Source organism: Paraburkholderia sp. J63 (assembly GCF_905220245.1).
Lineage (GTDB): Bacteria > Pseudomonadota > Gammaproteobacteria > Burkholderiales > Burkholderiaceae > Paraburkholderia.
This window is the reverse complement of the sequence record NZ_CAJMZF010000011.1, coordinates 32,174-44,642: the sequence shown is the minus strand read 5'-3', so window position 1 is coordinate 44,642 and position 12,469 is coordinate 32,174. Positions and strand designations below refer to the sequence as shown.

General features: G+C 62.7%; 11 protein-coding genes. 4 read left to right on the top strand and 7 right to left on the bottom strand.

Going from position 1 to position 12,469, the window contains the following annotated elements; all coding sequences use genetic code 11:
- Positions 1-58: 58 nt before the first annotated feature.
- The 3 genes from U5775_RS14210 to mnmE form a co-directional block, all read right to left on the bottom strand.
- Entirely contained in the window at positions 59-463 is a 405-nt protein-coding gene (locus tag U5775_RS14210; RefSeq protein ID WP_322058766.1) for a hypothetical protein, read from the bottom strand.
- A 234-nt stretch (positions 464-697) separates the two neighbouring features.
- Positions 698-997 (bottom strand): hypothetical protein, encoded by a 300-nt coding sequence (locus tag U5775_RS14205; protein WP_322058765.1) that lies wholly within the window; start codon positions 995-997, stop codon positions 698-700.
- Positions 998-1,293: 296 nt separating this feature from the next.
- Positions 1,294-2,694, bottom strand: coding sequence for a tRNA uridine-5-carboxymethylaminomethyl(34) synthesis GTPase MnmE (gene mnmE / locus U5775_RS14200; protein WP_322058764.1), 1,401 nt, complete (start codon positions 2,692-2,694; stop codon positions 1,294-1,296).
- 429 nt (positions 2,695-3,123) lie between these two features.
- Between mnmE and U5775_RS14195 the strand changes: the two genes are divergently transcribed.
- Positions 3,124-3,546 carry a transcriptional regulator gene (locus U5775_RS14195; RefSeq protein WP_322058763.1) on the top strand — a complete coding sequence of 141 codons (423 nt, stop codon included), beginning with the start codon at positions 3,124-3,126 and terminating at the stop codon, positions 3,544-3,546.
- Positions 3,547-3,710: 164 nt separating this feature from the next.
- On the opposite strand, the gene yidC is transcribed toward U5775_RS14195, so the two are convergent.
- From yidC to rpmH, 4 genes are all read right to left on the bottom strand, one after another.
- Positions 3,711-5,411, bottom strand: coding sequence for a membrane protein insertase YidC (gene yidC, locus U5775_RS14190; RefSeq protein WP_322058762.1), 1,701 nt, complete (start codon positions 5,409-5,411; stop codon positions 3,711-3,713).
- A 30-nt stretch (positions 5,412-5,441) separates the two neighbouring features.
- Positions 5,442-5,672, bottom strand: coding sequence for a membrane protein insertion efficiency factor YidD (gene yidD, locus U5775_RS14185; protein ID WP_238467717.1), 231 nt, complete (start codon positions 5,670-5,672; stop codon positions 5,442-5,444).
- A 98-nt stretch (positions 5,673-5,770) separates the two neighbouring features.
- The gene (gene rnpA / locus U5775_RS14180) at positions 5,771-6,238 is read right to left on the bottom strand and encodes a ribonuclease P protein component (RefSeq protein WP_322058761.1); all 468 of its coding nucleotides are present in this window, start codon (positions 6,236-6,238) and stop codon (positions 5,771-5,773) included.
- 75 nt (positions 6,239-6,313) lie between these two features.
- Positions 6,314-6,448, bottom strand: a complete 135-nt coding sequence (gene rpmH, locus U5775_RS14175; RefSeq protein WP_004198824.1) for a 50S ribosomal protein L34 — start codon at positions 6,446-6,448, stop codon at positions 6,314-6,316.
- A 423-nt stretch (positions 6,449-6,871) separates the two neighbouring features.
- Here rpmH and dnaA point away from each other — a divergent pair, with 423 nt between their 5' ends.
- The 3 genes from dnaA to gyrB all read left to right on the top strand — a co-directional run bounded on the left by dnaA (position 6,872) and on the right by gyrB (position 12,421).
- Entirely contained in the window at positions 6,872-8,500 is a 1,629-nt protein-coding gene (gene dnaA / locus U5775_RS14170) for a chromosomal replication initiator protein DnaA (protein ID WP_322058760.1), read from the top strand.
- Between the two features lie 231 nt (positions 8,501-8,731).
- Complete coding sequence (gene dnaN, locus U5775_RS14165; protein ID WP_213298329.1) at positions 8,732-9,835, top strand: DNA polymerase III subunit beta; 1,104 nt, start codon at positions 8,732-8,734, stop codon at positions 9,833-9,835.
- A 114-nt stretch (positions 9,836-9,949) separates the two neighbouring features.
- Positions 9,950-12,421, top strand: coding sequence for a DNA topoisomerase (ATP-hydrolyzing) subunit B (gene gyrB / locus U5775_RS14160; RefSeq protein ID WP_322058759.1), 2,472 nt, complete (start codon positions 9,950-9,952; stop codon positions 12,419-12,421).
- Positions 12,422-12,469: the final 48 nt, after the last annotated feature.

Here is a 12,469-nt window from a genome sequence, read left to right as displayed (position 1 = left end):
TGCTTTCGATTCCTTACTTTTGCGGCTTTTGGCGGGGAGGGACGCGCCTGGTCGGCGCTCACTCCTCGCAGCGAACATCCTGCTTGCGGACGACGATGATTACCGGATAAGTGCCGTGCTCGAGCTCCACGCGCGTGACCACCGACATCGTCGTGTCGCCGTTGTCGTCGTACACGCTCACGCGCTCATTGCGCAAACTGACGACGCCGACGCAGTTGGACGCACGCCCTTCTTCGGAAACCTGGCACTGGATGGGGTTGTCGGCCAGGTAGCGATATTTGCTGTCGCTCGACTGGTATTCGCGAAAGCTTTGCGCCGATCCGCCCACGCCGGTGACGTACCCGATGGCGCATGATGCCTTCGATGTCGTTGTCGTGGCGTCGTCGGTGGGTGTGCCGGCTATGGCGAGTGAGGTTGTGGAAACGAGAACTGCGGAAAGTAACGATACGGTGAGGGTGTTCATGGTGTTTCCCGGATTTTCGGGGATCAGCCCAGGCGCGTTTTGATCGTCCAGCGGTCGAGGCTGGGATTATTTCGGCAGCTTCTTTTGCGCTCGTTCGATCTGCTGAATACTCGTATCTGGCGTCGGCAGTTTTTCGGGCATCGCGCCGCAGCTTCTCCTCGGTCTGCGTCGCTCGGAACAGATTGGCAGCGTGTTCGGTACTGCCCATGTGGTCGAGGATCTTCTGACTCTTTTTCAGACCTTTCCTGGCGTGGATATCCTTGCTACCAAGGCCGCCGTACCCAATTCGTTGCGGACCGCAAGACGACGCTCGTCCTCGCTCAGTTGGGCAGACTTCGCATCGTCAGCCAGTTCCTGGCGGCGCGTCTGCATCGCGAAATAGCTTTGCCCGTTAGCGATTATCGGCTTCGACGGGTCGCCATTCTGTACGATCGGGTAGCACGCGTAGCGAGACAGGCACACGTCATCGATTGGGCGTTGAGCGCCGGAACCGATCCCGACCATTTTGCGCATGTCCGCAAAATGGTCTTCCACCGGTTGCCCGCTCTGACGGCAGGCTTCCCGAGCTTATCCAGCACTGGCAGGAAGTTGCGCCATTGCGGATAGTCGAGCAGCGGCGCAAGGTCACGAGCAAACCAAAACTCCGAGCCGCCGTCGTTGATCTGCTTGATGCTTTCGAAGGTCCTATGGTGGAGCGCTTCTACCGCGTTGCTACTTATCACTGACACCTCCCGTGCTGGGATGGGTTGCCGCCGTTTGGCAAAAAATTGCCAGCAATTGTAGATCGGAATACTGTTTTTTTGTACAGGTAAGGATGATCCGGCAACCCCTCACTTCCCAATACAAAACCGGCTAAAAATCACCCCAAGCAGATCATCGGACGTGAACTCGCCGGTGATCGAATTGAGCGACTCCTGTGCAAGTCTCAACTCCTCGGCAAAGAGATCGAGTGCCTGCGCGTTCTGCTCCGCGTGCGCGGCCGCCTGCGCGAGATGCTCGCGCGCGGCGCGCAGCGCGATGAGATGGCGCTCGCGCGCGAGGTAGATGCTTTGCGCGTGCGCCTGCCAGCCCGCGATACGCAGCAGTTCCGCGCGCAGGAGCGCCACGCCGTCGCCTTGCTTCGCCGATAGCCGCACCTCGCACACATCGGCGCCATCCTCCGCCGGACGCGTGGCCACCTCGGGCGCCACGCCAGTCAAATCCGTCTTGTTGAGCACGCGCACGACCGGCACGCCCGCAGGAAAGCGCGCGGCGATTGCATCGTCCTCGGCGGCCATACCCGCACGCGCGTCGAGCAGATGCAGCACCACGTCCGCGCGGCCGATCTCGCTCCAGGTGCGCTCGATGCCGATCTTCTCGACTTCGTCCTCGGTGTCGCGCAGGCCCGCCGTGTCGATCACGTGCAGCGGAATGCCTTCGATCTGGATCGTCTGCGAGATCTTGTCGCGCGTCGTGCCCGCAACGGGCGTGACGATCGCGAGCTCGGCGCCCGCGAGCGCGTTGAGCAGCGACGACTTGCCCACGTTCGGCTGCCCTGCGAGCACGACCGAGAGCCCCTCGCGCAGTAGCGCACCCTGGCGCGCTTCCGAAAGCACGTGATCGAGCTGCGCGCGAATGTTCGAGAGCTTGCCGCGTGCGTCGGCGGCTTCCAGGAAGTCGATCTCCTCTTCGGGGAAGTCGAGGGTGGCTTCCACGAGCATGCGCAGCGTCACCACGTCGTCAACGAGCGCGTGGATGTCGCGCGAGAACGCACCGTCGAGCGAGCGGCCCGCCGAGCGCGCGGCGGCCTCCGTGCTGGCCTCGATCAGATCGGCGACGGCCTCGGCCTGCGCGAGGTCGAGCTTGTCGTTGAGGAACGCGCGGCGCGTGAACTCGCCCGGCTCGGCAAGGCGCAGGCCGAACGCGCGACCCGCCTCGATGCAGCGCTGCAGGACGAGCTGCAGCACGATCGGGCCGCCGTGGCCCTGCAACTCGAGAACGTGCTCGCCGGTGTACGAGTGCGGCGCCGGGAAGTAGAGCGCGATGCCGCGGTCGAGCACCGTGCCCGCGCCGTCGAGGAAGGGCACGTAGCTCGCGTGGCGCGCGCTCAATGTCTGGGCGGTCAGCGCCTGCATGAGCGCTTCGGCGGCGGCGGCGCCCGCGCGGCCAGCCGAAACGCGCACCACGCCGATCCCGCCGCGTCCAGGCGCGGTGGCAATGGCGACAATGGGATCGGTATCGGTGGCGAGCATGGCGGACTGGATCAACGTGATGCGGCGAGGTTAGGGACGGCCGGTCAGGGACGGCCGGTCAGGGACGGCCGGCGGGATCTTGCCGACGAGGCACCGCGGGAAGCGGCACGCCGACGTCGCTTGGCTGCACCCGCGAAAGTGCGTGGATTGTAACGCGAGGCGCGTACACGTTTCCCGCGAAAATCGCCCCAAGACTCATCCTAACTTATCTCAATTTAGATAAGATTAGTCTTCGAAGAAATTAGAAAATTTGAGAACAAAGAACCTGAATTTCGATGAACTATCTGATTTAATTGGATTTATGCAACGCGCGTTAGATCTGACGCCATTTACATTTACTTACACCTTCGGGCGATATGTAGCTTTCACGAGCTATATCTCGCTCAACTGGTTGCTAACTTCGGTGAAAGCTGGCTGCACAATTTAGAAATGCCAACCATCGAAGAAAAAGCCGCGTTTTCCGAACGTCTTAAGTTCGCGATGAAGCGCGCCCCCGAAAAGCTGCGTGGCAGCACCGACCTTGCGAACAAGTTCAACTTGCGCCATCACGGCGAGCAGCCGGTCTCTCCGCAGACTGCCCACAAGTGGCTCAGTGGCCGCACCATTCCCACCAATGACAAGCTGGAAACGCTTGCGAAGTGGTTCGACGTGGACGTGCATTGGCTTCACTACGGACCGTCGCCGGGCAATGCCTCGGCCACCGTTCCCCAGCCGCGCAAACCGGACGAAAAATATCCGCTCTCCGGGGAAACGCTTGAACTGGCTTCGAAGATCGAGGCGTTGAGCGTTCACCATCGCTACCTCGTTGAAGAACTGGTTTCGCAGTTCTACGGCACCAGCAAGAAGATCTAGCAGGCAGTATCGCCTGAGCGCGCTTTGTCACGGCAAGCGGACAAAACGCCGCACGCGAAGCGAACCCGCAGGAAATAAAAAAGCCGCCCGGCTCTGGCCGGGCGGCTTCATTTTGGGTGCGCCTCGTTACGAGGCGAGGGCGGCGTTCCGTGCCGCCCTGGTGTTCAGGCAGCGTCCTTCTTCGAAGCGACGTCTTTCTTCATCTTGCCTTTGCCCATCATGCGCGTGATGTAGTACTGCTGCGCGATCGACAGCACGTTGTTCACGACGTAGTACAGCACGAGGCCGGCGGGGAAAAAGAAGAACATGACCGAGAACGCGATCGGCATGAACATCATCATCTTGGCCTGGACGGGGTCCGGCGGCGTCGGGTTCAGACGCGTTTGCAGGAACATCGAGACGGCCATCAGGACCGGCAGGATGAAGAACGGATCCTGCTGCGAGAGGTCGTGAATCCAGAGAATCCATGGCGCACCGCGCATTTCCACCGACGAGAGCAGCACCCAGTACAGCGAGATGAACACCGGGATCTGGATCACCACCGGCAGACAGCCGCCGAACGGATTCACCTTCTCGGTCTTGTAGAGCTCCATGAGCGCCGCGTTCATCTTCTGCGGGTCGCTCTTGAAGCGCTCGCGCAGCGCCTGCATGCGCGGCGTGATCTCCTTCATGCGCGCCATCGACTTGTAGCTCGCGGCGGAGAGCGGGAAGAACACGGCCTTGATGAGCAGCGTGAGCAGCACGATCGACCAGCCCCAGTTGCCCACGTAGCTGTGGATCTTTTCGAGCAGCCAGAAGAGCGGCTTGGCGATGATCGTCACCCAGCCATAGTCCTTCACGAGCTCCAGACCCGGCGCGATGCCTTCGAGCATGCGCTCTTCTTCGGGACCGGCGAACAGGCGCGCCTGCACGTCGTCGGTCGCGCCCGGCGCGATCGTGCCGAGCGGCTGCTTCACGCCCACGCGGTAGAGCGAGTTGTCGAACTTCTCGACGTAGATGTCACGCTTGGCGCCTTGCTGCGGAATCCACGCGGTCGCGAAGTAGTGCTGCACCATCGCGATCCAGCCGTTGTTGGCCTGGTTCACGTAGTCGGCCTTGTTCTTGTCGATGTCACTGAACGAGATCTTCTGGAAGTGATGCTCGTTCGAGTACACCGCCGGGCCGATGAAGGTATGCGAGAAGCGCGGCGTGTCCACCGGCTGGCTGTCGCGCACGAGCTCCATGTAGAGCGTGGGCGAAACCGGCGTGCTGCCGACGTTCTGCACCTTCGTGTCCACGCCGATCACGTAGCTGCCCTTCGTGAACGTGTAAGTCTTCGTGACCTTCACGCCGCCTTTTTCGGGCGAGTCGAGGCTGATCTGAAACGAACTGGCGTCGCCGGTCAGCTCACGCGGGCCGTTGACGGCCGTGTACACGTCGTTGTGGTTCGGGAAGTCACCGCCGAGCAAACCCGTACGCGCGAGGTACGTATGGTCCTTCGTGTGGTCGAACAGCGTCATGTACTGATCGGGGCCCTTGCCGTCGGCGCTTTCCTTCACGAGCGAGAGCTTCGCGAGCGTGCCGCCGCGCGTGTCGATCTCGCCGTCGTAGAGGTCGGTGCGGAAATGCACGAGCTGCGCGGTGGCCTCGGCCGGCTGGGCCGTGCCCGTGGGCGCCTGGCCCGCGCTGGTTGCCGGCAGGTCGGACGCGGCGTTAGCCGTGTTCGCCGCGCTCGTGGGCGTCGCGCCGCTGGCGGCGTTCTGCTGGGTTTGCGTCGCGCTCGGGAAGAACATCGACTGGCGTCCATGGTCGCGCTGCCAGTTGTCGTACAGCATGACCGCTGACATGAAGAAGATGACCCATAGGACGGTGCGTTTGATATCCATGCGTTGTCTCAGTGTCGATGGAATGGCGCGTCAGCGCTTTTTCGGGGGTGCAGGGGGGACCAGGTCGACGCCGCCCGCCGAAAACGGGTGGCAGCGGCACAGCCGCCGGGCGGCGAGGTAAGTCCCACGCGCGGCGCCATGATACTGGATTGCCTCGCGCGCGTAATCCGAACAGGAAGGATAAAAACGGCACCGGTTGCCGAGCAGAGGACTCACGGCAAGCTTGTAGAAACGCAGTAAAGCGATCAGTACCGTTTGCATGGCGTGGCGGCCGGACTGCGCCGCATGGGAATACGAGCCTCGGGCCGTGCCGTCGGGCGCGGCCCGCACCGCGCGAACGCCGGGTTCGCGCGCCGTGCTCATGAGCCGGCGGGCAGTTGCTGCCCAGACTCATGCATGCGGCGCTTTCCGGCTTCGCGAGCCGCTTTCTCGAGCAAGGTCTCGATTTCGGCGCGGCACAACGCCTTGAGCGGCGGCGACGAGGCGCCCGGCATGGCCTTGCGGTCGAATTTCGTGTGCAGGCGCAGCAGCAGGTCGAAGCCTTCGAACTGCGCGCGGCGCACGCGAAACGCCTCGCGGGCGATGCGGCGCACCAGGTTGCGCGTGACCGCACGTGGCGCGTACTTCTTGCCAATCACGAGCCCGAGCCGCGCGTCCTTGCCTGTGGGCCGCCCGTACACGACAAAGTGCTCGGTACGGCGCCAGGGGCGCAAACGAAAAACGGATGAGAACTCATCCGTTTTCAGTAGCCTTGCGGCTTTCGGGAAAGCGGCCTGCGTTCGCAACACGATGGCGCGCGCGTCGTCCGCTTGTTCCGACAGTTTCACGTCAGACCGCTTGTCGTCGATGGTGGTCGATTCTGCTGATAGCGGTGCTATCGACAAAACTGGAAAGCGGCGCGCTTAGATGGCGAGGCGCTTGCGACCCTTCGCACGGCGTGCGTTGATCACTTTGCGGCCACCGGCGGTCTTCATACGCACGCGGAAGCCATGGGTACGCTTGCGGCGGGTAACGGAAGGTTGGTAAGTACGTTTCATGTTGCTCTCACTTGTTGAGAATTGACCGCGGCGAGCATCGCGGAAAAAAGCAATGGCCGGTGGTACAGGGATTGGTTTTCGCGGAACCCGCTATTTAATCCCGTTTTTCGTTGGTCGTCAATAGGTTAGAGCATCACAATGCCTGGATTCACCGGGATGCGATCCTGCCCCCACATGAGCGGAGCAGGGTGCGCCGCGTTGATCCGTCCCTGTGGATAACTTCCTGGTAAAGGGATTTCGGCGTTAGAATCTCGGCTATCCCAAGAATCCTGCATGCCGCTCTGGCCCGCCTGCTTGCCGCAAAACCCTTGCCGCGCGGGCGTCCGGAGCATTTGCCGTCGTCCCGTCAGGGCCTCGTTGCATTTGTGCGACACGAGAGCGGAGCGACGCAACGTATGCAAACAAAACGACCACAGCAACTCGATGAACGAATTCTGGCAACACTGTTCCGCACTGCTGGAGCGCGAGCTGACGCCCCAGCAGTACGTGACGTGGATTAAACCGTTGGCCCCGGTTGCCTTCGATGCTGCGGCAAATACGCTGCAGATCGCCGCCCCTAACCGTTTCAAGCTCGACTGGGTCAAGAGCCAGTTTTCGGGCCGGATCACCGATCTGGCGCGCGATTTCTGGCAGACACCTGTCGACGTGCAATTCGTCCTCGACCCGAAGGCCGGCATGCGTGCGCCGCACGTCGCCCCGGCGGCCGCGCCGCGCGCGCCGCTGGCGGCCGCGCCGGCCGAAAACGCTCACGCCCCGGCTCAAGCGCAGCATTTCGCTTCTCAAGCCGCGATGTCCCAGGCAGGCATGTCCCACCCGGGCATGGCGCAGATGAGCCCAGCCGCCGCCGCGCTCGCGGGCATGGCGCACGCAGCGGCGCACAGCGCAGCGGCCGCGCAATCCGCCGAAGATGCCGCCGACCTCGACCTGCCGAGCCTCGACGCCACCGAAGCCGCCGCGGGCCGCCGTGGCTGGCGCCCGGGTCAGGGCGCGGCCGCCGCGGCATCGAGCGGCGAGCCCGATCCAACCTACGAGCGCTCGAAGCTCAATCCGGTGCTCACGTTCGACAACTTCGTGACCGGCAAGGCGAACCAGCTCGCGCGCGCCGCGGCCATCCAGGTGGCCGACAACCCCGGCATCTCGTACAACCCGCTGTTCCTGTACGGCGGCGTGGGCCTCGGCAAGACTCACCTGATTCACGCAATCGGCAATCAGCTCCTGATCGACAAGCCGGGCGCGCGCATCCGCTACATCCACGCGGAGCAGTACGTCTCCGACGTGGTGAAGGCCTATCAGCGCAAGGCGTTCGACGATTTCAAGCGCTACTACCACTCGCTCGATCTGCTGCTGATCGACGATATTCAGTTCTTCTCGGGCAAGTCGCGTACGCAGGAAGAGTTCTTCTACGCGTTCGAGGCGCTGGTCGCCAACAAGGCGCAGGTGATTATCACGAGCGATACCTATCCGAAGGAAATTTCGGGTATCGACGACCGCCTGATTTCGCGCTTCGACTCGGGCCTGACCGTGGCGATCGAGCCGCCCGAGCTGGAAATGCGCGTCGCGATCCTGATGCGCAAGGCGCAATCGGAAGGCGTGAGCCTGAACGAGGACGTGGCGTTCTTCGTCGCCAAGCACCTGCGCTCGAACGTGCGAGAACTCGAAGGCGCGCTGCGCAAGATCCTCGCGTACTCGAAGTTCCACGGCCGCGAGATTTCCATCGAGCTCACGAAGGAAGCGCTCAAGGATCTGCTGACGGTGCAGAACCGCCAGATTTCGGTGGAAAACATCCAGAAGACGGTGGCCGACTTCTACAGCATCAAGGTCGCCGACATGTACTCGAAGAAGCGTCCCGCGAACATCGCGCGGCCGCGTCAGATCGCGATGTACCTCGCCAAGGAGCTCACGCAGAAGAGCCTGCCCGAAATCGGCGAGCTGTTCGGCGGGCGCGACCACACGACGGTGCTGCACGCCGTGCGCAAGATCGCCGACGAGCGCACCAAGGACGCCCAGCTCAATCACGAGCTGCACGTGCTCGAGCAGACCCTCAAGGGCTGAGGCCTCGCAAGTCTGTTTATTTCGCGGATCGCCCCCAATTTAGGGGAGCGGTCCGTTTTCAGGCACAATATGGGTTTAACCGCGCGGCGGCCTGGTCGCCGCGCGGATTTCACGCCGCGGCCTGCGCTGCAGGGCGGCTCCAGGGTTTGTGGCGCTGGGTGAATGCCCAATGAATGCCGGGCGCCGGCCCTGGACGGGGTGCGCAGACCGTCACATCAACGAAGGAACTCTATGCAACTGGTCAAGACCGAACGCGATAACCTGCTGAGGCCGCTACAAACGGTGAGCGGCATTGTCGAACGCCGCCACACGTTGCCGATCCTCGCCAATCTGCTGATCACCAAAACCGGTTCCGACGTCTCGTTCCTGTCGACCGACCTCGAGTTGCAGATCACCACCACCGCCGACTTCGGCGTCGGCAACGACCAGGTGGCCACCACCGTCGCCGCGCGCAAGCTGCTCGACATCCTGCGCGCCATGCCCGACGGCCAGGTCACGCTCACGCTCGCGGACAAGCGCCTCACGGTGCAGTCGGGCAAGAGCCGCTTCGCGCTGCAGACGCTCGCCGCGGACGAGTTCCCGACGGTGGCGCAGGCCAAGGACTTCGGCGCGAATCTTTCGGTGCCGCAAAAGACCTTCCGCCAGTTGCTCGGCATGGTCTACTTCGCGATGGCCCAGCAGGACATCCGCTACTACCTGAACGGCATGCTGCTCGTCGTTGACGGCGACCAGCTCATGGCGGTCGCCACCGACGGCCACCGCCTCGCGTTCTCGTCGATGAAGATCGAAGGCTCGTTCGCGCGCCAGGAAGTCATCATCCCGCGCAAGACCATTCTCGAACTCCAGCGCCTGCTCGAAGACATCGACGACGCGCTCAAGATCGACATCGGCTCCACGCAGGTGAAGTTCACGTTCGGCCAGGTCGAGCTCGTCTCGAAGCTCGTGGAAGGCAAGTTCCCCGACTTCCAGCGCGTGATTCCGAAGGCGCACAAGAACACCTTCCAGATCGGCCGCGAAGAACTGCAGCGCTCGCTGCAACGCGCGGCCATTCTGACGTCCGACAAGTTCAAGGGCGTGCGCTGCATCATCGAGCCGGGCCAGCTCAAGATCATGTCAACCAACGCCGACCAGGAAGAGGCGCAGGAAGAGCTGGAAATCGCCTACCAGGGCGACACCATCGACATCGGGTTCAACGTCACGTATCTGCTCGACGTCCTCGCGAACCTGAAGGTCGACACGCTGGAAGTGAGCCTCGGCGACGCCAGCTCCAGCGCGCTCATCACGATTCCCGAGAACGAGGAATTCAAGTACGTGGTGATGCCAATGCGCATCTAAAAAGCGCGACAGAAGAAGAACACCAGGGGGCGCTGCGCCCCTTTGGCGTTTTTATGGCTTTTCGAAAAAGTCTCGAGCAGCAACACAGGCAGTACGCAGAACCGGAAAAAATCCATGACTGATACGAACAACTCGCAACCCGACAACAGCTACGGCGCCTCGTCGATCCAGATCCTCGAAGGACTGGAGGCGGTGCGCAAGCGGCCCGGGATGTACATCGGCGACACGTCGGACGGCACCGGTCTGCACCATCTCGTCTTCGAAGTGCTCGACAACTCCATCGACGAAGCCCTCGCCGGCTACTGCAACGACATTCACGTGGTGATCCACGCGGACAACTCGATCTCGATCACCGACAACGGCCGCGGCATCCCCACGGACGTGAAGATGGACGACAAGCACGATCCGAAGCGCAGCGCCGCCGAAATCGTGATGACCGAGCTGCACGCGGGCGGCAAGTTCGACCAGAACAGCTACAAGGTCTCGGGCGGTCTGCACGGCGTGGGCGTCTCGTGCGTGAACGCGCTGTCGAGCTTTTTGCGCCTCACCGTGCGCCGCAACGGCAAGAAGCACTTCCTGGAATTCCACCGTGGCGTGCCGCAGAACCGTATTCTCGAAGAGCGCGACGGCCACGCCGTCTCGCCCATGCAGTTGCTCGGCGACACGGAAAAACGTGGCACCGAAGTGCACTTCATGGCCGACGAGACGATCTTCGGCAGCGTCGAATACCACTACGACATTCTCGCCAAGCGCATCCGCGAACTCTCGTTCCTGAACAACGGCGTGCGCATTCGCCTGACCGACCAGCGCACCGGCAAGGAAGACGATTTCGCGTTCGCGGGCGGCGTGAAGGGCTTTGTCGAGTACATCAACAAGGCCAAGACCGTTCTGCACCCGAACATCTTCTACATCCAGGGCGAGAAGGACGGTGTGGGCGTGGAAGTCGCGATGCAGTGGAACGACAGCTACAACGAAAGCGTGCTGTGCTTCACGAACAACATCCCGCAGCGTGACGGCGGCTCGCACTTGACCGGCTTGCGCGCCGCGATGACGCGCGTGATCAACAAGTACATCGCCGATAACGAAATCGCGAAGAAGGCCAAGGTCGAGACCTCGGGCGACGACATGCGCGAGGGGTTGTCGTGCGTGCTTTCCGTGAAGGTTCCGGAGCCGAAGTTCAGCTCGCAGACGAAGGACAAGCTCGTGTCGTCCGAAGTGCGCGCGCCGGTGGAAGAAGTCGTGGCGAAGGCGCTCGAAGAGTTCCTGCTCGAAACGCCGAACGACGCCAAGACCATTTGCGGCAAGATCGTCGACGCCGCGCGTGCGCGCGACGCCGCGCGCAAGGCGCGCGAAATGACGCGCCGTAAGGGCGTGCTCGATGGCGTGGGCCTGCCGGGCAAGCTCGCGGACTGCCAGGAGAAGGATCCGGCGAAGTCGGAAATCTATATCGTCGAGGGCGACTCGGCAGGCGGCTCGGCCAAGCAGGGCCGCGACCGCAAGTTCCAGGCAATCCTGCCGCTGCGCGGCAAGGTGCTCAACGTGGAGAAGGCGCGCTACGACAAGCTGCTTTCGAGCGAGCAGATCGTCACGCTGATCACGGCGCTCGGCTGCGGCATCGGCAAGGACGACTACAACCTCGAAAAGCTGCGCTATCACCGCATCATCATCATGACCGATGCGGACGTGGACGGCGCGCACATCCGCACGCTGCTGCTCACGTTCTTCTATCGCCAGATGCCCGAGATGATCGAGCGCGGCTACGTGTACATCGCGCAGCCGCCGCTCTACAAGCTCAAGGCGGGCAAGGACGAGCGCTATCTCAAGGACGAGGCCGACCTCAACGCGCACATGCTGCGGCTTGCGCTGCAGGGCTCGGAGCTCGTGCCGACCGAAGGCGCGACGCCCATTTCCGGCGACGCGCTGGGCGAGCTCGCGCGCTCGTATCAGCTCGCGCGCGGCGTGGTGGATCGCCTCTCGCGTCTCTACGACGAGCGCGCGCTCGAAGCGATCATGGACGGCGTGTCGATCGATCTGTCGAGCGAGGAATCGACCGAGGCTTCGGCGCGTGCGCTCGAAGCGCAGTTGCGCGACGATCCGCTGAAGCCCGAAGTGACGGTCGTGCCGATGTACGACGCGGTGCGCGAGCAGCGCTCGCTGCGCGTGGAGCGCCGCCATCATGGCAACGTGAAGGTCTCGGTGATCGACGAGGAATTCCAGCTCACCGCCGATTATCAGCAGCTCGTGAACACGGCTAATACGTTCAAGGGCTTGATCGGCAAGAACGCCCTCATCAAGCGCGGCGAGCGCAGTATGGCCGTGACCAACTTCAAGAGCGCCATGAAGTGGCTGATCGCGGATGCCGAGCGCAATGTTTCGAAGCAGCGCTATAAGGGGCTGGGCGAGATGAACCCGGGGCAGCTTTGGGAAACGACGATGGATCCGTCCGTGCGGCGCTTGCTGCGCGTGCAGATCGAGGACGCGATTGCAGCAGATGGCATCTTCACGACGCTCATGGGCGACGATGTGGAGCCGCGCCGCGCGTTTATCGAGAGCAATGCGTTGAGGGCGGGGAATATTGATGTTTGATGGGTCGTGTCGGCCGCCACATAAAGCGAACTCCGACCACTCATAAAA

Coding starts and splice junctions, on each gene's coding strand:
- U5775_RS14210 (WP_322058766.1), bottom strand. CDS start 463: ATGAACACCCTCACCGTATCGTTACTTTCCGCAGTTCTCGTTTCCACA.
- mnmE (WP_322058764.1), bottom strand. CDS start 2,694: ATGCTCGCCACCGATACCGATCCCATTGTCGCCATTGCCACCGCGCCT.
- U5775_RS14195 (WP_322058763.1), top strand. CDS start 3,124: ATGCCAACCATCGAAGAAAAAGCCGCGTTTTCCGAACGTCTTAAGTTC.
- yidC (WP_322058762.1), bottom strand. CDS start 5,411: ATGGATATCAAACGCACCGTCCTATGGGTCATCTTCTTCATGTCAGCG.
- yidD (WP_238467717.1), bottom strand. CDS start 5,672: ATGCAAACGGTACTGATCGCTTTACTGCGTTTCTACAAGCTTGCCGTG.
- rpmH (WP_004198824.1), bottom strand. CDS start 6,448: ATGAAACGTACTTACCAACCTTCCGTTACCCGCCGCAAGCGTACCCAT.
- dnaA (WP_322058760.1), top strand. CDS start 6,872: ATGAACGAATTCTGGCAACACTGTTCCGCACTGCTGGAGCGCGAGCTG.
- dnaN (WP_213298329.1), top strand. CDS start 8,732: ATGCAACTGGTCAAGACCGAACGCGATAACCTGCTGAGGCCGCTACAA.
- gyrB (WP_322058759.1), top strand. CDS start 9,950: ATGACTGATACGAACAACTCGCAACCCGACAACAGCTACGGCGCCTCG.